Source organism: Alteromonas sp. ABH4_454, from assembly GCF_056311775.1.
This window is the reverse complement of record NZ_CM149972.1, coordinates 2865669-2887676: the sequence shown is the minus strand read 5'-3', so window position 1 is coordinate 2887676 and position 22008 is coordinate 2865669. Positions and strand designations below refer to the sequence as shown.

Here is a 22008-nt window from a genome sequence, read left to right as displayed (position 1 = left end):
CTACATAAGGATGCCTGTCTTGTTTAAACTTCGAAATTAGGACAACATACTGGACCAGTGCTAGAGCGCTAGCCGTCCATTATTGATGAGGCCGATAAAAAGCCCAGCATACCCCGCGACTACCCCCAGTAAAATGCACGCTCTACTCAATTTAGGGTGCCAAAATCTCCTACGGGATTTTACTCCCTCGTCAGATTCAATAAGCAACTGAGAACGTCTACTCAGAACATAAAGTCCTGCAGAAAAAACGGTAAACGCGCCAATCGGCGCTGCGGCGCCTTTGGTAAATTGATAAGCTGCAGACATAAGTATACTGCTTAATAAGATCCAAACTATGGTTAAGTTGCGCAGTTTGAGCAACTGCTTCTTTTTGGTCTCGGAGTGCATCTTTTTAAGTGGAAATCGCGAACTTAGAAAGACCACAACAGCGGCAAAGGATGACGCAATAGCTGCGCCACTCAGCAACCAACTCCACTTTGTCAGACCCGTTGCAGTTGCACCACCTGTTGCAGTTGCAGCAGAAGCCGGTGCACTCATCGTTAGGTTTGCCAACGTCATTGTGGTGAAGGTCACCGCTGGTGCCGTTGCATAGATGGCGCTTCCCATCTTAGTTAATGCATCTTGCTTCAACACCTCTCTTGCCCGTGACAATTTCTTGCGTACCGCAGCTTCTGAAATCGATAGCAGTTCAGCAACTTGCTTGCTGGACATCTCCTCCCTGTAATACAAAAGAACCACTTCTCTTGTCTCTTCGGGTAGATTGTCTACGAGTTGTGCTACCACCTTTTTCATCGTATCAGTTTCGTAGTACTCTTGAGGGTCTTGATCCTGCGTGCAGTAAGAGGCGAGTAACTTATCGGCCTCGTCACCACCAATACGTTTGGAAAGCTTGTTGTCTCTTATGTAGTTAAGTGCTGTATAGCGGGTAGATTGCCTAACCCAAGGTAAAAAGCTATTTTCACTTTTGAGCGAGCTTAGGTTTTGCCAACAATTAATGTAGACCAACTGTGCCACTTCCTCACTGGCATCTACATCTTTGATAATTGAAAGGGCTAAACTGCTAACCATATTCCGCGTGTGATTAATTAACCGTTCAAACGCTTTGAGATTGCCAGTCTTAGCTTCGATAACATCAGCGGCGAGCGTATTCATGTTGCCTTCTCTCCTTTCCTTAGATTACATGAAGCTTGCTATCTGCGACGTCACCCACTCTGGCGCTTCCCACATCATAAAGTGCCTGGCATCTCTATTCATCAAAAGTTTTGCTGTCGGTGCCTGAGAAACCTGTTGTTGATACAAACGCTCAGCAAATTCATGTTCTTGCTCGCTGGAAAATGCGCCACTGGCACCTAACACCAATATAGGTGTTTGCGTTGTCGTAAGATCTTCCCGTAAATCAGTGGTCATTAACTCACTAATCGCAATACCAACGGTACGTGGGTCTGAACGCTCTGCCATTGCCAATATTTTGTCCTGAGCGTCTTCGTTCCTAGCTTGGATATAGACGCCATTGCGAGTGCTTTCTCGTACCTGTTCTGGCGAGAGTGCGGCATAATACTGTTTCATTTGTTCAGCACGTTGTCGCATATCTTCAGCCTTAGTCTGAGGATCACGGGTGAAAATAGGTGCTAAGAATGGCAACCCATCAACGGAGACCACTTTACCCACCGCTTGAGGATAATCGACAGCGAGCTTAAGAGCAACAAACCCGCCAAGGCTATGCCCTACTATAATTGGCGCTTGTAAGTCATTGTCGGCAATATAGCGGGCTACCTCGCCCACTACCCGGTCAATAGACCAGTTCTCTATCGGCGCTGAACCGGCAAAACCGGCTATTGATATCTGGTGCACCTGGTGTGCTTGGTCAAACTGCTTTGCAAAATCGTCCCACACAGAGCTGTCTGACATAAGTCCAGGAATAAAAATAATAGCGGGCCCGTTTCCTTTTTGTGAAGCCGTGAAGGTCTCTTGGGCTGCAATAGAAAAGCTGGCTACAAGAAAGCCAATTAGCAGACCAATTAACTGATACTTGCGATAGTGTTTAGCGAGGTGTTGATTGATAGTTGTCATGTGATTAATGCCCTTTTTACTTAGTGTTATTACTTAGTAACCACAGACGACAAAAGTGTGACTAACTTTTTTGGAAATATTACCTGAGAGCTTAGCTAGACGATGTTACTCCTTCTCTGTAAGACAAGACAGAATGCTACTCAAACTTAACATGACAGGCATGACTTAAAAACTTAACAAGACAGGCATAACTAGAAAAATCACAAACTGTCCCCTCGTACACTTTCTTTAATTTAAATCCCTATTCAAACTGCTGAACAAGTTAATCAGAGTAAGACAGATGTAATGCCTAAAGCCCGAAAGTCTCAAATTAGTTTATCGGATACACCCTATTATCACTGTATTTCCCGCTGTGTACGTCGTGCCTTTTTATGTGGTGAGGAAAACGGTAGAAGTTTTGAACATCGTCGCCAATGGGTAGAAGACCGTATTCATGTTTTAAGTGAGGTGTTTGCAATTGATGTATGTGCCTATGCAGTAATGAGTAATCATACGCATCTGGTATTGCACGTAAACAAAGAGAAAGCAGACGCACTAAGTACAGAGGGCGTGATTCAACGATGGCACAAACTGTACAAAGGCACATTACTCTCGAAGCGCTATATGTCAGCAGATGCTCGTAAAGAATTACATGAAACCCAAATTAAAACGGTGGAGTTAACGGCTGAAGTATGGCGTAAAAGGCTATTTGATATCAGCTGGTTTATGCGTGCACTAAATGAATACATTGCCAGGGCCGCAAATAAAGAAGACAACTGCACAGGGCATTTTTGGGAAGGACGGTTTAAATCTCAAGCGCTGCTCGATGAGTCAGCCCTAGCCGCCTGTATGGCTTATGTTGATTTAAACCCAGTACGAGCAAAGATGGCCAAAACGCCTGAAACATCGGACCATACCAGTATTAAATACCGAATTAACGCAGCCAAGGTAGGCAAAACACCGAAAAGACTTATGCCTTTTGCAGGCAATCCAAGACTAGAGATGCCACACGGTTTACCTTTTACTCTTCCACACTACTTACAGCTTGTAGATATAACCAGCCGATATATTCATCCAAACAAACGCGGTAAGGTTCAGCATAATCTGCCCCCTATTTTAGAGCGCCTCAATATTGAACACGAACATTGGATAACTTTAACCACGCAGTTTGAAACCTGCTTTAAGCACGCCGCCGGCAAAGTGACTTACTTGGAGCAATACGCACACAATCAACACCAGCAACGGGTTCAGGGCCGACAAAATGCTATGCGATTACTTGGTTAGCTTTGCAATTTAATAGAGAGTAAGACAGGCACTATATGTATACATCTCCATATAACAATTCCCCGGGCTTGTTAAGAACCTAATTTTTTGCAATGCGCATCTCTATGCGTATACTTAATATGTAGAACAATTTGGAGTGATAGTATGCAAGATTTATATGACATCCATGCCCCAAAAAAAGCGACTAATTTAAGCTTAAACAGCGACTTATTACAAAAAGCTAGAGACTTAAAAGTTAACCTGTCTGCAACCTTAGAACAGGCACTTAAAGACAAGTTAAAAAGCGTTGAAGAAGAAAGATGGAAAAAAGAAAACAAAACTGCCATAGCTGCGTATAACGAGTTTGTTGCTGAGAACGGCTGTATAGGTGATGAGTACAGGAACTTCTAATGGCACAGTTTGATGTTTACAGAAACCCAAGCTCAAAAACTAATAAAGCTTACCCTTTTCTTGTAGATGTTCAGAACTCCGTAATTGACCAATTAGCAACAAGGTTAATTGTACCGCTGACAAAGAATAAGACTAGCAATAGTCTTTACATGAAAAACCTAACGCCGGAGATAGAATTCGAAGGCGAGACGTACCTATTCCTGGCTCAACAACTGAGTTCCATACCCGAAGATGTGCTCAAGGACTGCATCGGTTCTTTGGACCAATCCCGCGAATTGCTAATAGGTGCAATAGACTTTGCTATTACTGGAATATAGCTTTCAATAACAACTCAGATAGGTGGGTATACAGAAACATGCCTGTCTAGAAAAGAAATATGCCTGTTTAGTTTCACGCGTTAAGCGCCGGCCGATACTACAAGTAACCTGCTTTTTGGTACTTTTCATACCCTGCCCGAGTCAATTCCTTGAGCTTTTGAAAGAGTCTGGCATCTGTTGCTTTAAAATTAAAGCAAGATTTGCCTTGCATTCGTTTTTGAAGCTCTGGCGATAGACTTTCTAATAATTCTGGAAATACATAAACGGGCATCAGATGAAAGCTGACATAATTCTTATTGATTTTGACTGAGCCAAAATACATTGGCTTCTTGTTTTTCATAACGTGATGCGTGTTCAAATAAAAATTATCGGGATTATCAGTGACCACGACCATGCCATTGGAATATGGAGTCAGTATATCTTTGAGATGATGAAAAACTTCGTCTGGATTATTCACTTTTTTAAAACCTCAAGAGCAAAGAAATTGGGCACGCTCAAAATGTATATCTCGTCACACAGAAGTATAAAGTGCCTGTCTTCTTTAGTTTGTAGTACAATTGACAGCCCGGAGGCTCATATGTGTTATACATACACTACCCCTCGGGCAATATGTGTTTCAGATTACATTCAAGTTGCTTCTCTTTTGGCTCAGTTTCACACTCCTTAAGAGGGTATTCTGAAATAAACTCTTCAATTTCCAAGTTCGCTAAAAGCAACCCATCCTCACCGCCAACTCTTTCTCCAAAAACACCTTTAAACCTATCTTCTTCAGTGAACTTCATTAGTATCATTCGTTTCATGAATTCTTTAGCTTCATCAGGCGATTGTTCGCTCTGTTTATAGAGGTTAATTAACTGAGAAACTTCGAAAACACGGTTTGATCTCACCAGATCAGACATGACCAGGAACCCTTCAGTTACACCCTGATGGTAGTTTTTAACCGCATATAGTGTACCGCCGAAAAAGGAAGTCAATGCAATTGCAGCAACCGCAATAACTTTCCATAAATGCTTCAACTAATCGCTCCTTTTGGTGTATGTATAACAGTTTACTCGTCCCCAAACCGTCATGCTATTCAAACAAACATGCCTGTCTTGTTTAGTACCTTTCTGTTTAGTAGTAGAGAACTATGACTGTCTTATTTAGTCTTTTGTTTAGTACCTTTCTGTTTAGTAGTAGCGAACTATGCCTGTCTTATTTAGTCAATGTTGAATGCTGACGCACGCGATTATAAAAAATTTCAATGTACTCGAAGATACTACGTAAACATGCCTGTCTTGATTAGTCTAGCCTACATGTTAGCGGGGTACAGAAACATGCCTGTCTTGAAAATAAATATTAATTAGAGAGTTCATAAACATGCCTGTCTTGTTTAGCGTCTCCTGTTTAGTTATAGCGAATCCTGCGAGCAAAGCTCGCGTACTTTACACATTTGTTATATCTACTTTCCACTGAGTCTTGCACGCTCTTCATCAAAGTTTTGTTTACTAGATAAAAACGCCATGAATCCTCCAGACTTAGAATAAACACAAGAAGCGATATAACTTTCATCTTTACCTACCGTGTAAGTGACTTCGTGCCACGAAAAAAGGCCCCCAGCACCATTATTATCAGCACATCGAATTTCAAAAACATATTCTCCAGGAAGCAGAACCAATTTTCTCGGTACTTCACTTAACAATGATGTCTCAGCGATAACATCACCTCCCTTAACAGTAATAGTTTCAAACTTAGCTACTAGCTCATGTGACTCTATAAATAACCCTACATCTTCAATCTGAATGAATGCTGATTCTGTTTCCGGTACATTTGGCTCTTGGTATGATTTAGTTGTTGATGAGCAACCAACTATCAAAAAAAATATTGTAAAAATAAGAAAAAACTTCACGATAACTTCCTGTAAATATTGGACACAAACATGCCTGTCTTGTTTAGCTTTTATTTTTCTCACGAACGCTAAATAGTCCTAACCATAGTAACAATAATGATATCGCCAGTTGCTTAAATAGATAAGAGTAATATCCCCGGTGCTCATCTTTGACAAAAGTAAATTTACCGTCGATTGCAACACTCGTGGTTACTGTCTCATAAACGTTGTAAACAAAAGGAATTGACGCTAACAGGAAAAATATCCGTAAAGACCATATGTACTTTTTATCAACGTGATATTTAATCAACTTCAATTTAATTACCTGCTATCTTTCGCTTTTAATAAGATCTTTGTGGGCACAAACATGCCTGCCATGATAAGCCTTACTAAGATGCCTGTCTTATTAGTTTGCATATGTGTTAGATTTACTTACTCTCGGAGCTTTCAATTACTTTACCTATGATTTGGCCTGTTTCTTTATTTGAAATCCAAACTGCTGAGTAATCCTCACTAAGCGTTCCCTCGACTATGTATTCAGTATGTGGTTGCGGAGTAAAAGTGATATCTCCACGTACAATATTGTTGTCAGAGAAAAGAGTTTGAATTGGCGCGGCATGTGCTGTGGCTCCAACAATAGTGAAAGTTTGGTTAAGAATAGGAACTGCTGTTTCTATAAGTTGAGTTGTGAAATTGATGCCCTGCCCTTGGGTTATTGTTCTAGATGCCCCCATACTATTTACAATCACTTTGTTATTAATTTTCTCTAAATAGAACAGCTCGACGGTACTTTGATCGACTCTATTTTCAGTGCTGCCTATAAGAGCAGAGGGGCCAGTGTAATTCTCAGGGTAAGGATCATGAATACTTGCACAGCCAGAAAGTATAAAAACAAGACCAAAAATTAAAATTTTCATGAAAACATCCTTTTAATTCGACGTAGATCTAACGCTAAGCTAACGGGCAGTGACGTAGCGGCATAATAGCGAAGCGCCGCTGCGTTACTGTCCCAGTGACCGAAGGGAACGTGTTAAGCGCCTTGTTATGTTCTTGCTACTCGGTTAATTCAATGGCTTCCTCTAGGGTTAGTCCCTTCGCAAGCCATTTAGATGCTTGTTTAGCTGAAAAACCTGCACGATACCAAGACATAATTGATGCTGGTGTGTTTATACCTAACTTAATCCATTCACTTGTATCCATTGGCGTAAACCCGTTCTGCCGTAACTGCTTTGCTTCATAAGCATTTACACCAATTCCGGACCATGCCTGTCTTTCTTGTAAAGGGACACCTGCCCAAGGGCTCGGAGCACTTGCACAACCTGATAATAAAATTACAGAAAGTGATGTTGATAATAGAAATTTTTTCATCTTTTTTTCTCCTTTTTGATGATTACTTCAAAAATCCTAATTTGTTGAACAGAACATAACAGTTTACTCGTCCCCAAACCGTCATGCTAATCCACACCATCTTGGGGCACTTCTCCTTTTTTCTTCTTACAACTCTAAACCATAACCAACAGAGAAATAAAGAAAAAACCGTACTGTCGTTTTTCGCTCATTTATTAAAACCAGTAAATCGACATGCAGATGATTTCGGGGTATTTAACGCTACACAAAGATGCCTGTCTTGTTTAGCCAGCAATAACTTTCCATAAATGCTTCAACTAATCGCTCCTTTTGGTGTATGTATAACTGTTTACTCGCCCCCAAACCGTCATGCTATTCAAACAAACATGCCTGTCTTATTTAGTTTCTTGTTTAATATTCATTGACAGCCCGGAGGCTCATATGTGCTAGTTCTTTAAAGCAAACCATCTGTCGCCAATCTGTTGAACAGGTGTTCTTTTAATATTAATTGGTTTATCTAAAATAGAATTTAGTGGACTAAGTTCTGTGATATCAGAAATATCTCCTATACGAAGCTCGTAAGCCCCTTGTGCATTAAGAAACTTATCTTCAACTCCTAAAGCAAAACGAAACTCTCTTTGCCACTCAAAGCGAGAATCTTTCATGTATATACCTTTGGGTCCGGAAAAAGAATATAGATTTTTGTATTCTATGCGTCCAAATCCTTTGTGAAGATACTTTGGCTTAAAGATACCTTTCCTATTTTTTATTGCATTGACATATCTTCTAGAAAATTCTCGTGAATCTCTAATTATTAGTATATGGTCACCAAACTCTTTAAACCGCTTGTCAAATACTAGACCTTCAGATGTTTCGCCGTGAATTTTTCCATTTTCTCCATCAAATAAACAACCCAGGCAAAAAAGCATTATATTCTTAGTGTCGCTATATTTAGCTGTTAATGTTGCTCTCGGGCCTAGGTTAAATTTTTTACCATCAATATCTGCCCACAGCTCACTGTGCCCTAGAGTTGTATTCCCTGCTCTTAAAACCGCATGAATATTTTCAAATCTGTCTGCACGTAAGTCAAAAACATCTTCACCTTTCAACCCGGCGAAAAAATCTAAGCTGTTCATGTAAATAAGGCCTTTCTGCATTTGCCTTAGCCTAGCCTTACTAGCAATCTTGAACAACAACCAAAATTTAGTACTTGGTTCAGACGTCTTTAATAGATTTGATGTAGGTAAAAAATCCGTATTACTCATGAAAAACATCCTTTTCTGAGAGCTAACGCCCCAATAAGCGCCGGATAATAATTGGCTAAAATTGTGAATGAAGTGAGCACAGCCAACTGTTATGGGGCCGACTTGATTGGCTTGTTAGATTTTTTTTGCCAATAGTTTCATAATTTATCTTTCATACCTTGAGCTTGCTTTTCTTTTTCCAACCATTCCTTTCGCGAATTTGGTTTTCTGCCAAATTCGTCTTGTGTGGCAATTAATTTACCATCTTTGCCACCAATGAATATAAAAAGATGACTGTCTTGTTTAGTTCGCAACTCTAAACCATAACCAACAGAGAAATAAAGAAAAAACCGTAATGTCGTTTTTCGATCATTTATTAAAAACACCAAATCGACATGCAGATGATTTCGGTGTATTTAACGCTACACAAACATGCCTGTCTTGTTTAGTAGTGGAGCAACATAATGTCTTTAAACGCAATATTTAACATCAATAAACCAACCGAAGCGGTTCCTAAGGCCTTTTGTATATTAAGTAATTTGGCATTGGGTTGGCGTTTAGGCATTAAAAACTGTTTTATATTTAGTTGCGTTATCAAAAACAGTACCGATGCAAGAAGCATTGAAATGAATAGCAATGGCTGACTGCTTTGAAGCGTGGAATAAGCGAAAAAAAGAGGAATGACAGTAAATAGCGATAATACAATTCTGGCGGGAAGTTCATACTTGACCATAAATAACATCCTTGCTTTTGTAGGCGGCGAGTTTTTAAACTCTCGCGGTTGAAACAAAACGGGGCAACGTTTTTTTAATCCATTTAATTATCCACTCTAACATCTGAGTATTTGAATACTCAAACGTCAATCAACGCAACTATCATATCTTTGAACACCTTTCGGCAGACCTAGTGCTACACCGGTGAAAGAGAAAATAAAGATAACCGATATTACAGTTAATCCGGCAAAACTAGACTCGTTTATGTTAGGGCTGACAACTACCGAAAAGGTGTTGATACAAAGCAAAAGCAAGCTTATTTTTGAATACCCTTTAAAGCCTAAAACTCCAGCGAGCATAAGCATTAAAAACGAGCCCGCAACTGCCGGAGTAAATGGCGCAGCGGCCAGTAGCAAACACAAAACCGATATAAGCACAGATAACATTAAGAAGAGTTTTTTCACGTTTTGCCCCTTTTTTTGCCGAGCAGCTGAAGAGATAAAATAATCACTAAAAGCATAGAGTAAAAACGGCGAGTTAATAAACTAACTACATAATAAAAACCGCTCTGTTGCCACCCATTATTTTCTAACTTGTAATGATTGGCCTACACTGAAGAAGCGTTGAACCAAGCCTACCACCTACTCGTTTTCTGCTTTTCTTAGTATTTTAAAAATTCGGCTAATTGTGATTTCAGACAAGTTCCATTCGTAACCGTCAAAGTCAGTGGGACACAAATATGCCTGTCTTGTTAAGTACGTTAATGCAGTAAGTAAATGACGCCTAACGCCGCCAGCAGGGGCCGAAAAGCCAGAGCGAAGCGGCGGTTTTTTGGTCCCTCTGGCTGGCTTTGTTATACGCTTTTCTAAAGTCAGAAGGCTTTTCTAGCTTGAGCCACATTGGCTTTTATACTTTCTTCTACTTCAAAGTTCCTACTATATTTATCGCGCTTAAACTCACCTTTTCTCTTGAGGTAACTTACAAAATCCCTCAACACTGATAGTCGTTGATGATCGACTTCGATATTATCAGCTTCTATTGTTACGAACCCTTCATTTCTAAGCTCTATAAAAATATCTTCTTCGCTGTAACCAAAGTATCTTCTCCTTTTTTTTGAATACTTGCGATCTTTAGTCTCTTCATACAAATAATTCAAGCTTTCATTATTTGTCAATACAGCTTCAATATTGCGGACCACCGCCGCCCCATCTGAAAGATAGTAGTCAAAGAAAAAGTTGTCTTTCTCCGTGACCTTGTCACTATCGTATTCCTTGAATGTTGTAAGGATCTTCTCCTTTCTCCGCCGTTCGATAATCTCTGAAATTTTCTCTCCAGTAGAAAACACAATAAAAAGTATAAAGAAGAACAAAATTCCGTATGAACATACTCTCGCTAGGTTAATTAAAATGCCACCGCCATAAATATCAGCCAGCATGGATGTTTCTTCTTTTTCTGAGAAGTTCTGTAAAATATCTATTCTATTGACTGACGCAATTTTTCCAAATGACGTCAACTCTGGACTTTCTTTAATACTATGTAAAACTAATATTTTTAATTCGAAAAACTCTCCGGGCTCTAATATTACATTTGAAAACAGAACCTTCCCTTCTTTCGTTTCTGTGATTATCAGTTTGTCTTTCAAATATTGATTGCTGGCGGTCATGAGTGTTGGACTATCGGCTAAGATTCCATTAGCAACAGAGAATCCAACAGGGTCATTCTCATCGTAATAATTTGAAAGAATAATAGAATCCCCTTGATTTATAACCTTGAAGGTTATAAGCCTCAGATCTTTCCCAGATTTGCTGAGGCTTTCTCCTTGGTAGAGAACCTCTAAACTTCCGAGCTTCTCTTTAACGTCAAGTACACTAGAGTTTGCAGATATAATGTAGTTTAAGTCAGGACGACTCTCTTTAATAAATTCCAAATAGATTGTGATAAGGCCAAAAACAATTGCCACTACAAAGCCTAAAAAAGACCAGGCAAAGCTTTTCTCCATATCTTTAAAGCTCTTAATTAGTGACATTCTATTCCTCTTGATTGTTCTTGTTGTGCGTATAACAGCTTACTCGTACCCAAACCGTCATGCGAATCCACACAACTTTCGGGAACTTGTCCTTGTATTTATAACTACAATAACCCACAACCAACAGAAAAATAAAGAAAAACTGAAATACCTTTTATCGCTAATATATTAAGAATATCATATCTGTATTCAGGTGCTTTTGGTGTATTTCACGCAAGCCAAACACAAAAAAGCCAGCTTCCGCTGGCTTCTAAAACAAATAATTCAACGTCAATCGAACTAAAAACTACTTCCCCTGCCTAGCAGCCAGCTTCTCCAACTGCTCATCAGTAGCAGGAAGCTGGTGTTTCTCTTTCCACTCTGAATACGGCATTTTGTATACCACTTCACGTGCGGCTTCGTAGTCGATATCAGCGCCCTGCTCGCTTGCAGCGGCTGAATACCATTTCGCCAAGCAGTTACGGCAGAAATCGGCCAAAATCATCAGGTCAATGTTCTGAACGTCTTTATTTGCATCTAGGTGTTCTACTAAGCGGCGGAATACCGCTGCTTCTACTTCGGTTTGCGTTTGCTTATCCATTATCTAATACCTCTAAAAAAGCGCTTTTCGTAATGGTTTGAATGTGTGGCTTAAATGTATGGATTAACCGGTAAAACCCAACCCATCATTACCCCCTTCAAACCTAAAACGAAAAAAGGGAGCCAAGCTCCCTTTTTACTTAAACATAACTAACTAGGTTTAAAACCTAATTGATATTACTCTGCGTCGTCAGACTTAGGCGCAGGCTTTTCTAGAAGCTCTTTAATGCTTAAACGTACACGGTTCTGGCGGTCGATTTCCATAACCTTAACGTCAACCATTTCACCTTCTTTAAGGTAATCAGTAACCTTGTTCACACGCTCGTGAGCGATTTGTGAAATGTGAACAAGACCTTCTTTACCTGGAAGTACTTCTACAAACGCACCGAAGTCTACAATACGTGTAATCTTACCGTTGTAAGTCTTACCAACTTCAATCTCAGCCGTTACTTGCTCAATCTTGCCAATAGCGATGTCTGCTTTCGCACGCTCTGTAGCGAAGATTTTGATAGTACCGTCGTCTTCAATCTCGATGTTAGTGTCAGACTCTTCAGTAATTTGACGGATCATTGCGCCGCCTTTACCGATAACGTCACGAATCTTGTCTTGGTCAATCTTCATTGTGTAAATGCGTGGAGCAAATTCACTTAGCTCTTCGCGGTGACCGCCAATTGCTTCGTCCATTACGTTAAGAATGTGCAAACGTGCTTCTTTTGCTTGTTTAAGCGCAATTTGCATGATTTCTTTAGTAATACCTTCAATCTTAATGTCCATTTGAAGCGCAGTAATACCGTCGGTAGTACCCGCTACTTTAAAGTCCATGTCACCAAGGTGATCTTCGTCGCCAAGAATGTCTGAAAGTACAACAAAGTTGTCGTCACTCTTAACAAGGCCCATTGCAATACCCGCAACAGACGCTTTAATTGGAACACCTGCATCCATAAGCGCTAGTGAAGTACCACATACAGACGCCATTGAAGATGAACCGTTTGATTCTGTGATTTCAGAAACCACACGTACTACGTACGGGAATTCTTCTTCACTTGGCATTACTGCTTGAATACCACGCTTCGCTAGACGACCGTGACCAATTTCACGACGCTTAGGCGAACCAATCATACCGGTTTCACCAACACAGTATGGAGGGAAGTTGTAGTGAAGCATGAAACGGCTGTCGCGCTTACCTTGAAGCTCGTCAATCATCTGTGCATCACGCTCTGTACCTAAAGTAGCAGCTACAATTGCCTGCGTTTCACCACGGGTGAATAGTGCAGAACCGTGTGTACGAGGAAGAATACCAGTTGCTACGTCTAGAGCACGAATCATTGCAGGCTCACGACCGTCGATACGTGGCGCGCCAGAAAGGATGCGTGAACGTACTACGTCAGACTCAAGTTCGTGAAGAAGGTCTAGCACTTCTTTCTTGTCTTGTTCTTCGTCTTCAGCAAGGATAGCTTCTAGTGCTTTGTCAGTTGCTGCAGTTACCGCGTCTTTACGCTCTAACTTGTCAGAAATCTGGTAAGCCGCAGTCATTTCTGCTTCAGCTAGTGCTTTAACTTTATCTTTAAGTGCAGTGTTTTCTGCTTCTGGTGCCCAGTCCCACTTCTCAGTGCCAACTTCAGCAGCAAATTCGTTAACTGCGTTAACAACAGTTTGAAGTTGCTCGTGACCGAACATTACCGCACCTAGCATAGTATCTTCAGAAAGCACGTCAGCTTCTGATTCAACCATAAGTACTGCACCTTCAGTACCCGCAACAACAAGGTCAAGCTGGCTTTCAGCTTGCTCTTCTGCGCGTGTATTTAGAATGTATTCGCCGTTGCTATAACCAACACGAGCCGCACCAATTGGGCCGTTGAAAGGAATACCTGAAATAGCAAGCGCTGCAGAAGTACCAATCATAGAGATGATGTCTGTAGGGATATCTGGGTTAGCAGACATTACAGTAACAACAACTTGTACTTCGTTTTTGAAGCCTTCTGGGAATAATGGGCGAATTGGGCGGTCGATAAGACGCGCAGTCAATGTTTCGCCTTCAGATGGACGACCTTCACGCTTGAAGAAACCACCTGGGATTTTACCCGCAGCATATGCTTTTTCTTGGTAGTTTACTGTTAGAGGGAAGAAGTCTTGATCTGGCTTGGCTTCTTTTTTACCAACTACTGTTACCAGTACAGACGTGTCGTCCATGCTCGCAAGAACCGCAGTTGTCGCCTGACGAGCTATTACACCCGTCTCTAGAGTTACAGTATGCTGTCCATACTGAAATGATTTAGTAATAGGAGTCACTATTTGTCCTTTAATTTCAATCTTTATTTTATCGCTTTTAAACGCGGCGCATAGTATAGCTTTGAAGTAGCTGTAATGCCATTGCCAAATACAGCACCGCGTGGAATTTATTTAGTGAATTTACGAAAAATCGCTATCACCTATAGCACCATGACTATATGAAATATCTGTGAAATTTCAATTATTGACTATATTTTCATCATACTGACACAAAACAGCGTATGCTAGAACAAAAAGCGAACAAAGAAACAACCCGTAGCGAATGCTATTAACCCATTTACGGGCGATAAAGATTATTCATAACAAGAACGTCTAATATTAGTGTGCTAAGGAGATAACCATGTTGGTACTTCGACTTAATAAAGCAGGCATGCCACAAGAGTGGATAGATGTTGAACAAGCCGCAAAGCTTTACAGTCAGGACAAAGTGCTATTCGAGCTTGGCAGCGATGCCATTACGCTTAAAGGTGGCTGGAATCACGAAGGGCTGCAAAGCGAACTTACCCTATCAAGTATTATCGCTTGCGACGGCAAGGTGACAGATTTATCTGGCAAAGTTGCCCTTACCAACCGCTACTTGTTTAGACGCGATAGCTATTTGTGTATGTATTGCGGCAATAAGTTTACGCCTAAACAACTTACCCGAGACCACATCATACCCCGCTCTCGCGGCGGAAAAGATAGTTGGACGAATGTAGCCACCGCTTGTCAGCGATGTAATCATGCTAAAGCCGCTAAAACACCTGAAGAAGCGAATATGCCTTTACTCGCTGTGCCGTTTAGGCCCAATGTTTACGAGCGCTTTTATTTAATGAACAGACGCATACTGGCAGACCAGATGGCATTTTTAGAAGGGCATTTTTCCCACCAGCGGGAATGGACGTGTAACGAATGAAATATAACGAGTAAATGGCAACAAAAAGCAGTGAGCGACCGGTAAATTCGAAAACAGGTCGCTCCTTTGTTAAGTATTAAAACCCTGTACTCGTTGTCGTTTGTTGTTCTGTGGCAGCCGGCGTTTGAAGATTGCTGTTACCAATCTCGCTTTGCTGTTGCATTAGCATCGCTTGCTCTTCTTTTTGCGCTCTAAACCACAAGCTTAACCAGTCAGAGCACATCTTATGTTCTAGCTCATGGGCTTCCGCTGTCGGGCAGAAAAGGCTTACCTTTACCACTACTTTTGCCAGCTCATTGGTTTTGATCTCAACTTCTGGGTCTATACGGATAAACTCTTGTTCTAAATGGCGTTCAATTAAGCCTTTGTAACGCTCAGCTACATCGCGAAAGTATTCACAGTGCGCTTGAGCGCGGGCGTGAAAAGCGGGTATTAAGCTATAGGCATTTACCGTAGGTTCGTTAACAATTTCAAACGAGTGCAAACGGTAGCGGCGCATAAAGTTAAGGTTACGCACGGTTTGGGTAACTAGCTGACTGTTAGGTACGTAAACGTGTTTACCCGTGTAGTTAAAGCTTTCTGGGTCAACTTCTAGAAGCGCAGTTTTTGCCCAGTCCATTTCTACTACTTCACCAATGATATTATTCATTTGGATCCAGTCCCCTACCCTGAATGGCCTTGCGCCCAGGTAGTAAATGAAGCCCATAAAGCATTGAATAAATTCTCGGGTGGCTAGCACTATAGCAACCATAAACGCGGCAATGGATATAGCGAGTGTTTGTATTTCAGAGCTCCACACCATCATCAATACAATGATGATAAAAGCGTTCCCTAACTGCTCTAAAATATTAATCTGGTTTCTTCTATCTTCCCCGCGCTGAGAACTGATGCGTCTTATCAGCAACAACACACCTTTTTTAGAGAAGTGCAATACAATTAAAAGTAGTAGTGATGTCAGCAGTTTATACTCATTGGCAAACGCAATAAGCTGATTCCATAACTGCGTGGGGTCTATCACAATCTCCATGTATGCTCCGTCTGTACTGGCGAGGGTAAATCTTTGAATAAAAATAAAAAAGCGCCGACGAATGTCAGCGCTTTCCATTATGAAGCATGTAAACCTGCGGCACAATGCCGACCAGTTGCAACAAGTATTATTTAGTCGCGAATTTGGCCTTCACCGTTCACCAGGTATTTCTCAGAAGTCAACGACTCTAGGCCCATTGGACCGTAAGCATGTAGTTTAGTTGTAGCGATACCAATTTCGGCACCTAAGCCAAGCTGGCTTCCGTCAGAGAAGCGTGAAGAAGCGTTAACCATTACCACACTTGCATCTACTGCGCGTTGGAATAGCTTACCTTTCTCAGCATCTTCAGTAACGATAACTTCTGTGTGGTTACTACCGAACTGTGCAATATGGTCTACCGCACCCTCGAAGTCATCAACAACGCGAATTGCGATTTCTAAACCTAGGTACTCTTCGCCGTATGCGTCTTCTGCAATTACGTCAGCGCCATCAAAATACTGGCTGCCTTTTTCGTTTACGTGAACCGTTACACCTTTTTCTTTAAAGGCATCGGCCACTTTAGGTAAGAAATCACCCGCCACGGCTTGATGTACAACCAAACCTTCAAGTGCATTACACACACCAGTACGCTGGGTTTTACCGTTTAGAAGTATAGCCATGGCTTTTTCTAAATCAGCATCCTTATCTACATAAAGGTGGCATACACCTTTGAAGTGCTGGATAACCGGTACTTTAGCGTTATCAGTTACGTAGTTGATAAGGCCTTCACCACCACGTGGAATAATAACGTCGATGTAGTCGCGTTGTTCCATTAGCTCTTGCATTAATGCGCGGTCTGGGTTTGGTACAACGGTAACTAGCGCTTTAGGCAAGTTATGCTTTTCAAGCACGTCTTGCATAAGTTCAGCAATGGCTAAACTTGTATCAAGGGCTTCTTTACCGCCACGTAAAATTACGGCATTGCCCGATTTAAAGCACAGCGCGCCCGCGTCGGCAGTAACATTAGGACGTGCTTCATAAATCATGCACACAACGCCTAGCGGTATACGCATTTTCTTAATTTCAATTCCGTTAGGACGCGTACCAATAACACGCTCTTTGCCTACCGGATCGTCTAGTTCAACAATAACCTCAATGCCTTCAGCCATTGATTCAATACGCTCATCGTTAAGGATTAGGCGGTCAATCATGGCTGCATCTAGATTATTTTCTTTAGCGCGCGCAACTTCCTTTTCGTTTACTTCAATAATTTTGCTTTTATTTGCACGAATTGCCGCGGCCATATCAGTTAACACCGCGTTTTTCTGGCTCTCACTTAGAATTGCCAGTGTACGTGCAGCTTTTTTCGCCTGTTGTGCTAACTCTGTAATAATACTCATTCTTTCTCCAGATTTGCTATGTGCTGATCAGAAATAATTGGCCCTGTTTTTTCCTCAAACTCGTGGGCGAATTCTTCACTTTCCTGATTCGCAATAAAATTCAATAAACAGCTACTGTAGTTCGACTTGGCTTTCACCAATTTAGTGCCGTCTTCTTTACGTACCAATATGGTGTCACCTACCGAGAACTCACCTTTCACGTCTATAATTTCGCTACTAGTTAGTTGCTCTGCGTCAGTATGTAAAGAGTCGTCGAAGTCGCCTTCTACTATCACCTCACCTTGCGCATTTGACGTATGGCGCATCCAATGCACATTCTCTTGCATTGGCTTGGCGTGAGGTTTGAAATGCGTGCCTGGGTTTTCACCTGCTAGCAGCATATTAAACGACAGTTCAGTAAAGCCGTTAATAATATATGTATCTATACCATGCGAAACAGCTTTCTCGGCCGCTTCAATTTTGGTGCGCATACCACCGGTGCCAACACCGCCTTTAACCGCACCACCAGCCATGTCATAAACGCTCTGATCGATGGTATCTACCGATTTAAGCAGTTTTGCGTCGTCATGTTCATGTGGGTTCTTGTCGTACAACCCATCAATGTCTGAACAGATGATCAGTGCATCAGCTTCAGCCGCCGACGCCACCATGGCCGATAAATTATCGTTGTCACCAACCTTCAATTTGTCGGTAGTAACCGTATCGTTTTCGTTCACGATAGGCAGAATGTTGTTGTCTAACAAACTGAATATGGTTTCACGAATACTTACGTAACGCTCTCTGTCTCTCAAATCAGCATGGGTAAGTAGCATCTGGGCAGACGGAAAATCGAACAGTCTGTCCCACGTGGCAATCATCTCGGTTTGACCCGCCGCTGCCATGGCTTTCTTAACCGCGATATCTGACTTTTCTTGCTCTGGAAACAGGTGCGCACCCGCTGCGACAGAACCGGAAGACACGAGTACAACCTGTGTACCGTTAGCTCTGCATCGCACGATAAATTGCGCAATGCTGAGTAAGTAGTGACTGCTACAACCTTGCTGGTTGGGCGATATTAGTGCACTACCTACTTTGATGACTACGCGTTTCCAATTAGGATGACTCATAATAAACTTTTTAACCTTAAGATTGTTGATTCGCTAATTCTTCACTGGCTTGCACAAACGTTTCTTGTACGTTCGACGATGGGTTTTCGCTAAGGCGACTTACCATATATAGCGTTAACGTACTTACCGCAAACCCTGGAATAATTTCATAAATAACGCTGCTTAACGTTTTACCGTCAGCTAAAACGGGCGCATAAATCCAAAACAGTACGGTTACCGCACCACTTATCATGCCCGCCATTGCCGCTTTCGCTGTCAGGTCCTTCTTATACAGACAAAACAGTACTAATGGACCAAATGCGGCGCCAAAACCGGCCCAAGCGTTACTCACTAAAGATAAAATTGTGTTCGACGCATCCATGGCTAACAGCAATGCAACTACAGCCACACCTGCTACACCATATCGCCCAATTGTTACCGTTTGCTTTTCACTTAACGATTTTTCAGGCGACTTTTTATTTACCATTACGCGGTAAATGTCTTCTGTTAACGAACTTGCGCTAACTAATAACTGCGACGAAATTGTACTCATGATGGCCGCCAAAATTGCTGCCATCAAAAATCCACTAATTAATGGATGGAAAAGCAACTGCGAGAAAATAATAAATATCGTCTCTGGGTCGTCGACTGCAAGGCCAAACTGGTTAGCATAAGCAATGCCTACAAAGCCTGTAGCCAATGCACCAATAATTGTCACTGTCATCCACGACATGCCAATATTTCGTGCTGTGCCTATCGCTTTAACAGAGCGAATTGCCATAAACCGCACGATAATGTGTGGCTGGCCAAAATAACCTAAGCCCCACCCTAAACTCGAAAGCAAACCGACTAACGTTAGCGTTTCTAACGATTCTGAAAAATTCGGTACAGATTGATAAGCGGCGCTTGTCATTTGCGATACGCTATCAAACTCGGTAAATGCGACAATTGGCACTAAAACCAATGCCACAAACATAATGCACCCTTGCACAAAGTCTGTAAGGCTCACTGCTAAGAACCCACCCAAGAGTGTGTAAGACACCACAACACCTAGAGTGATAAACAAGCCCAGTTGATAATCGACCGAAAATGCACTTTCGAACAGCTTACCGCCTGCTACTAAGCCTGCAGACGTATATAGCGTAAAGAACAGTACAATGATTACCGCCGAAACGATTCGTAAGCTTGAATTTGGCTTATTGAAGCGCTTGGCAAAGAATTCAGGCACAGTAAGTGAGTCATTAGCCACTTCGGTATAAACGCGAAGTTTAGGCGCTACTAGTAAATAGTTAGCTAAAGCACCAGCAACCAAGCCTATCGCGATATATACCGCGTCAAAACCGGTTAAATACATGGCGCCAGGAAGACCCATTAACATCCAACCTGACATGTCAGATGCACCCGCAGACAGTGCGGTAACTTGAGGGCTTACTTGTCGCCCTCCCAATATATAACCAGAAATATCACTGGTAGATTGTCGGTAAGCAAACAACCCAATCCCCAACATCGCTATAAAATAAACGCCGAGTGATAGGTAACTTTCCATTGGCATAACGTTAGTTATTTCCTCTATTGCTCTTCGAAAACTCGTCAATGATTTACCGTTCTGAACTTTTGCAACAACATAGGTCGATGCAAATAATTAAATCGAACAATAATCATTAGAGCTCTAACAATATAAGGATTTGACAAAAAATTTCAAGTTTAATTTTTGAACAACTTAGTTTAAGCAGCATTGATGTTCAAATTAACACCAACCATGTTTCACGGTACTTTAATTAAAAAGAAAGATATTTTAACTATGATATTCAGAGATTTACAAAACACCAACTATTCATGAAACAATCTAACTTGGCGCTTAAAGCATAGAAAAAGCACAACTTTACTATCAGCTAAAACATTTTCATTAAAAATGCTTTGTTACACACACTCAGCTGAAATAACATCCAAAAGAAGCTTTTCTACAGGCAACAATTGGGTTAGTTGTGTACAATCTTCATTATTTAGTGAACGCACCTTTTCTATAAGCATCTCACACGCTTTCTTATCGTTTTTAACGGTAAATAGCTTCGGATGAATATAATATTTTCGGCATACTGTGGGCGTATTTCCAAGTTCTGCTGCTACAACCTTGCTTAATGTGCTTTCCCACTTTTTGGTTCTGGAATTACTAACTTGGTCATAGACGTAAGGAAGGTTGGTTAATGCGAAACGACTAGAAGCCCAGGTTCTAAAATCTTTGCAACTGAACTGCTCACTTAGTTCTTTGTGAATGAACGCATTTACGTCCTCGCTAGTGACATCGTGCCAATGCTTATTCTTATCTTGATAGCGAAACAAGCAGTAGCCTTGCTGCTGAGCGCAATCGCAAATCAGCGAGGCAAGTTCAGGATCGTTAACCTTTAAAGTTCTTGGTTTACCATGCTTTCCTATGTACGCAAGTTCAACACTATCCTCACACTGTAATTGCACGTGTTTACGCCGCAAGGTTGTCAGCCCGTACGTTTCATTTTCTTTACTATATTGAGCATTGCCTACCCTCGCACCTGTGTAATCAAGCAGAAGGCACACCAGCGCACATGCTCGTTCTTGCGTCCAAGTTGGTTGCGAAATCAAAGAAAGGCAGTGTTCTCGAAATTTAGAAAGGGCGTTGCCGAAAGCAAGCAGTCGCTCGAATTTTTCGACTTGCTGCTGTTCGTGCCATTTGTCATGGTAAATATACTGTTTGCGTCCTTTCTCATCATAGCCAACGGCTTGTATACTGGCTTTACTATCACGGCTGATAAAAGTGTTTTGCCAATTGGGTGGAATAACAAGCTTCTTAATACGTTTAATCACCCGCTCGCCTGTTACTTTTTTGCCACTGCTATAACGATAGTAAAAACGTTTGTTCCCGCAAGGGATGCGTTTAATTGTCAGGTGGCTATCATCTGAATACACATTGCAGTAGCCTTTAGTCCTTTTCATTTTTAGTTACTCCTTTCCCCTACTTGCCCCAAAACAATAACAACTGAATGGCTGTAAGAGCACGCGTTAAGGGCGGCTTTGCTTCAATACTGACATGCCGTCGCGTTTTGGTGGAAAGGTCAGTTCCCCCCGAACTACAGCGCTTAACTATAAGGAGAATTTACAGCTTAAATAAGGTAATTGATCACTTGCCTCTAAACCTTTTGCCAAGTTTATTTATCTACCCAGAGCTTTATCTACCCGGAGCTTTATCTATCAACAATGGCTTTCAACCTACGCTGTAACAATTTTTCACATCCCGTGTAAAATAATCGCAGTATCAACTCTCATCTTCACCTTCAAAGCTGGTAGAGGCACCATCGTTCCCGATATTTGTCATCGATAACCCGCCCTTTTATTAACTAAATCATATGTAATGAACATGGAATATCGCTACATTTCAGTTATTTAGAGAATACCGCCTCACAAATTAAACTAAAGTATTAGCACCACGCATACTTCAGCGGAATACAAATTGAATAGTTAATTACAAATAGTAAATAGCTGCAGA

General features: G+C 41.4%; 23 protein-coding genes. 4 read left to right on the top strand and 19 right to left on the bottom strand.

Features of this window, described 5'->3' with window-relative positions; translation table 11 throughout:
- Positions 1–60 precede the first annotated feature (60 nt).
- Both ACYX4W_RS12610 and ACYX4W_RS12605 read right to left on the bottom strand, forming a co-directional pair.
- A complete protein-coding gene (locus ACYX4W_RS12610) occupies positions 61–1152 on the bottom strand; it encodes an RNA polymerase sigma factor (RefSeq protein WP_476073414.1) in 1092 nt (363 codons plus the stop codon).
- 24 nt (positions 1153–1176) lie between these two features.
- A complete protein-coding gene (locus tag ACYX4W_RS12605; RefSeq protein WP_476073413.1) occupies positions 1177–2070 on the bottom strand; it encodes an alpha/beta fold hydrolase in 894 nt (297 codons plus the stop codon).
- A gap of 285 nt (positions 2071–2355) precedes the next feature.
- Here ACYX4W_RS12605 and ACYX4W_RS12600 point away from each other — a divergent pair, with 285 nt between their 5' ends.
- The 3 genes from ACYX4W_RS12600 to ACYX4W_RS12590 all read left to right on the top strand — a co-directional run bounded on the left by ACYX4W_RS12600 (position 2356) and on the right by ACYX4W_RS12590 (position 4040).
- Positions 2356–3333, top strand: coding sequence for a transposase (locus tag ACYX4W_RS12600; RefSeq protein WP_476073412.1), 978 nt, complete (start codon positions 2356–2358; stop codon positions 3331–3333).
- A gap of 144 nt (positions 3334–3477) precedes the next feature.
- Positions 3478–3723 (top strand): type II toxin-antitoxin system CcdA family antitoxin, encoded by a 246-nt coding sequence (locus ACYX4W_RS12595; protein ID WP_476073411.1) that lies wholly within the window; start codon positions 3478–3480, stop codon positions 3721–3723.
- Complete coding sequence (locus ACYX4W_RS12590; RefSeq protein ID WP_476054173.1) at positions 3723–4040, top strand: CcdB family protein; 318 nt, start codon at positions 3723–3725, stop codon at positions 4038–4040. Before ACYX4W_RS12595 ends, ACYX4W_RS12590 begins: the two co-directional genes overlap by 1 nt.
- A gap of 97 nt (positions 4041–4137) precedes the next feature.
- Here ACYX4W_RS12590 and ACYX4W_RS12585 read toward each other — a convergent pair whose 3' ends face one another.
- The 12 genes from ACYX4W_RS12585 to pnp all read right to left on the bottom strand — a co-directional run bounded on the left by ACYX4W_RS12585 (position 4138) and on the right by pnp (position 14105).
- Positions 4138–4497, bottom strand: a complete 360-nt coding sequence (locus tag ACYX4W_RS12585) for a hypothetical protein (RefSeq protein WP_474806948.1) — start codon at positions 4495–4497, stop codon at positions 4138–4140.
- 136 nt (positions 4498–4633) lie between these two features.
- Positions 4634–5056 (bottom strand): hypothetical protein, encoded by a 423-nt coding sequence (locus ACYX4W_RS12580; RefSeq protein WP_476073410.1) that lies wholly within the window; start codon positions 5054–5056, stop codon positions 4634–4636.
- Positions 5057–5481: 425 nt separating this feature from the next.
- Entirely contained in the window at positions 5482–5991 is a 510-nt protein-coding gene (locus ACYX4W_RS12575; protein WP_476073409.1) for a hypothetical protein, read from the bottom strand.
- 344 nt (positions 5992–6335) lie between these two features.
- Positions 6336–6824, bottom strand: a complete 489-nt coding sequence (locus tag ACYX4W_RS12570; RefSeq protein WP_476073408.1) for a hypothetical protein — start codon at positions 6822–6824, stop codon at positions 6336–6338.
- Positions 6825–6960: 136 nt separating this feature from the next.
- The gene (locus ACYX4W_RS12565) at positions 6961–7275 is read right to left on the bottom strand and encodes a hypothetical protein (protein ID WP_476073407.1); all 315 of its coding nucleotides are present in this window, start codon (positions 7273–7275) and stop codon (positions 6961–6963) included.
- A 425-nt stretch (positions 7276–7700) separates the two neighbouring features.
- Positions 7701–8519 carry a hypothetical protein gene (locus ACYX4W_RS12560; protein ID WP_476073406.1) on the bottom strand — a complete coding sequence of 273 codons (819 nt, stop codon included), beginning with the start codon at positions 8517–8519 and terminating at the stop codon, positions 7701–7703.
- Between the two features lie 137 nt (positions 8520–8656).
- Complete coding sequence (locus ACYX4W_RS12555; protein ID WP_476073405.1) at positions 8657–8884, bottom strand: hypothetical protein; 228 nt, start codon at positions 8882–8884, stop codon at positions 8657–8659.
- 59 nt (positions 8885–8943) lie between these two features.
- The gene (locus ACYX4W_RS12550) at positions 8944–9231 is read right to left on the bottom strand and encodes a hypothetical protein (protein ID WP_476073404.1); all 288 of its coding nucleotides are present in this window, start codon (positions 9229–9231) and stop codon (positions 8944–8946) included.
- Positions 9232–9357: 126 nt separating this feature from the next.
- Positions 9358–9675 carry a DUF6419 family natural product biosynthesis protein gene (locus tag ACYX4W_RS12545; protein ID WP_476073403.1) on the bottom strand — a complete coding sequence of 106 codons (318 nt, stop codon included), beginning with the start codon at positions 9673–9675 and terminating at the stop codon, positions 9358–9360.
- A gap of 407 nt (positions 9676–10082) precedes the next feature.
- Positions 10083–11237, bottom strand: a complete 1155-nt coding sequence (locus ACYX4W_RS12540) for a hypothetical protein (protein ID WP_476073402.1) — start codon at positions 11235–11237, stop codon at positions 10083–10085.
- Between the two features lie 286 nt (positions 11238–11523).
- The gene (locus ACYX4W_RS12535; RefSeq protein ID WP_012518312.1) at positions 11524–11817 is read right to left on the bottom strand and encodes a DUF1244 domain-containing protein; all 294 of its coding nucleotides are present in this window, start codon (positions 11815–11817) and stop codon (positions 11524–11526) included.
- A 176-nt stretch (positions 11818–11993) separates the two neighbouring features.
- Positions 11994–14105: a polyribonucleotide nucleotidyltransferase gene (pnp, locus tag ACYX4W_RS12530; protein ID WP_476073401.1), complete on the bottom strand. Its 2112-nt coding sequence runs from the start codon at positions 14103–14105 to the stop codon at positions 11994–11996.
- Between the two features lie 340 nt (positions 14106–14445).
- On the opposite strand from pnp, the gene ACYX4W_RS12525 reads away from it, so the two are divergent.
- Positions 14446–15000, top strand: a complete 555-nt coding sequence (locus ACYX4W_RS12525; protein WP_334058436.1) for an HNH endonuclease — start codon at positions 14446–14448, stop codon at positions 14998–15000.
- Positions 15001–15076: 76 nt separating this feature from the next.
- Here ACYX4W_RS12525 and ACYX4W_RS12520 read toward each other — a convergent pair whose 3' ends face one another.
- From ACYX4W_RS12520 to ACYX4W_RS12500, 5 genes are all read right to left on the bottom strand, one after another.
- The gene (locus tag ACYX4W_RS12520) at positions 15077–16027 is read right to left on the bottom strand and encodes a mechanosensitive ion channel family protein (protein ID WP_476073400.1); all 951 of its coding nucleotides are present in this window, start codon (positions 16025–16027) and stop codon (positions 15077–15079) included.
- Between the two features lie 131 nt (positions 16028–16158).
- Complete coding sequence (locus tag ACYX4W_RS12515; RefSeq protein WP_476073399.1) at positions 16159–17406, bottom strand: glutamate-5-semialdehyde dehydrogenase; 1248 nt, start codon at positions 17404–17406, stop codon at positions 16159–16161.
- Positions 17403–18512: a glutamate 5-kinase gene (gene proB, locus ACYX4W_RS12510; protein ID WP_474806981.1), complete on the bottom strand. Its 1110-nt coding sequence runs from the start codon at positions 18510–18512 to the stop codon at positions 17403–17405. The genes ACYX4W_RS12515 and proB overlap by 4 nt, the downstream gene beginning before the upstream one ends.
- Before the next feature lie 16 nt (positions 18513–18528).
- Complete coding sequence (gene putP / locus ACYX4W_RS12505) at positions 18529–20043, bottom strand: sodium/proline symporter PutP (protein WP_476073398.1); 1515 nt, start codon at positions 20041–20043, stop codon at positions 18529–18531.
- Positions 20044–20411: 368 nt separating this feature from the next.
- Positions 20412–21458 carry a DNA topoisomerase IB gene (locus ACYX4W_RS12500; RefSeq protein WP_476073397.1) on the bottom strand — a complete coding sequence of 349 codons (1047 nt, stop codon included), beginning with the start codon at positions 21456–21458 and terminating at the stop codon, positions 20412–20414.
- Positions 21459–22008 lie beyond the last annotated feature (550 nt).

What these genes read in the sequence shown, in the direction of transcription:
- ACYX4W_RS12565 (WP_476073407.1), bottom strand. Translation starts at nt 7,275, where the DNA reads ATGAAAAAATTTCTATTATCAACATCACTTTCTGTAATTTTATTATCA.
- ACYX4W_RS12550 (WP_476073404.1), bottom strand. Translation starts at nt 9,231, where the DNA reads ATGGTCAAGTATGAACTTCCCGCCAGAATTGTATTATCGCTATTTACT.
- ACYX4W_RS12515 (WP_476073399.1), bottom strand. Translation starts at nt 17,406, where the DNA reads ATGAGTATTATTACAGAGTTAGCACAACAGGCGAAAAAAGCTGCACGT.
- ACYX4W_RS12610 (WP_476073414.1), bottom strand. Translation starts at nt 1,152, where the DNA reads ATGAATACGCTCGCCGCTGATGTTATCGAAGCTAAGACTGGCAATCTC.
- ACYX4W_RS12540 (WP_476073402.1), bottom strand. Translation starts at nt 11,237, where the DNA reads ATGTCACTAATTAAGAGCTTTAAAGATATGGAGAAAAGCTTTGCCTGG.
- ACYX4W_RS12560 (WP_476073406.1), bottom strand. Translation starts at nt 8,519, where the DNA reads ATGAGTAATACGGATTTTTTACCTACATCAAATCTATTAAAGACGTCT.
- ACYX4W_RS12590 (WP_476054173.1), top strand. Translation starts at nt 3,723, where the DNA reads ATGGCACAGTTTGATGTTTACAGAAACCCAAGCTCAAAAACTAATAAA.
- ACYX4W_RS12570 (WP_476073408.1), bottom strand. Translation starts at nt 6,824, where the DNA reads ATGAAAATTTTAATTTTTGGTCTTGTTTTTATACTTTCTGGCTGTGCA.
- ACYX4W_RS12535 (WP_012518312.1), bottom strand. Translation starts at nt 11,817, where the DNA reads ATGGATAAGCAAACGCAAACCGAAGTAGAAGCAGCGGTATTCCGCCGC.
- proB (WP_474806981.1), bottom strand. Translation starts at nt 18,512, where the DNA reads ATGAGTCATCCTAATTGGAAACGCGTAGTCATCAAAGTAGGTAGTGCA.
- ACYX4W_RS12525 (WP_334058436.1), top strand. Translation starts at nt 14,446, where the DNA reads ATGTTGGTACTTCGACTTAATAAAGCAGGCATGCCACAAGAGTGGATA.
- ACYX4W_RS12595 (WP_476073411.1), top strand. Translation starts at nt 3,478, where the DNA reads ATGCAAGATTTATATGACATCCATGCCCCAAAAAAAGCGACTAATTTA.
- putP (WP_476073398.1), bottom strand. Translation starts at nt 20,043, where the DNA reads ATGCCAATGGAAAGTTACCTATCACTCGGCGTTTATTTTATAGCGATG.
- ACYX4W_RS12605 (WP_476073413.1), bottom strand. Translation starts at nt 2,070, where the DNA reads ATGACAACTATCAATCAACACCTCGCTAAACACTATCGCAAGTATCAG.
- ACYX4W_RS12520 (WP_476073400.1), bottom strand. Translation starts at nt 16,027, where the DNA reads ATGGAGATTGTGATAGACCCCACGCAGTTATGGAATCAGCTTATTGCG.
- ACYX4W_RS12600 (WP_476073412.1), top strand. Translation starts at nt 2,356, where the DNA reads ATGCCTAAAGCCCGAAAGTCTCAAATTAGTTTATCGGATACACCCTAT.
- ACYX4W_RS12500 (WP_476073397.1), bottom strand. Translation starts at nt 21,458, where the DNA reads ATGAAAAGGACTAAAGGCTACTGCAATGTGTATTCAGATGATAGCCAC.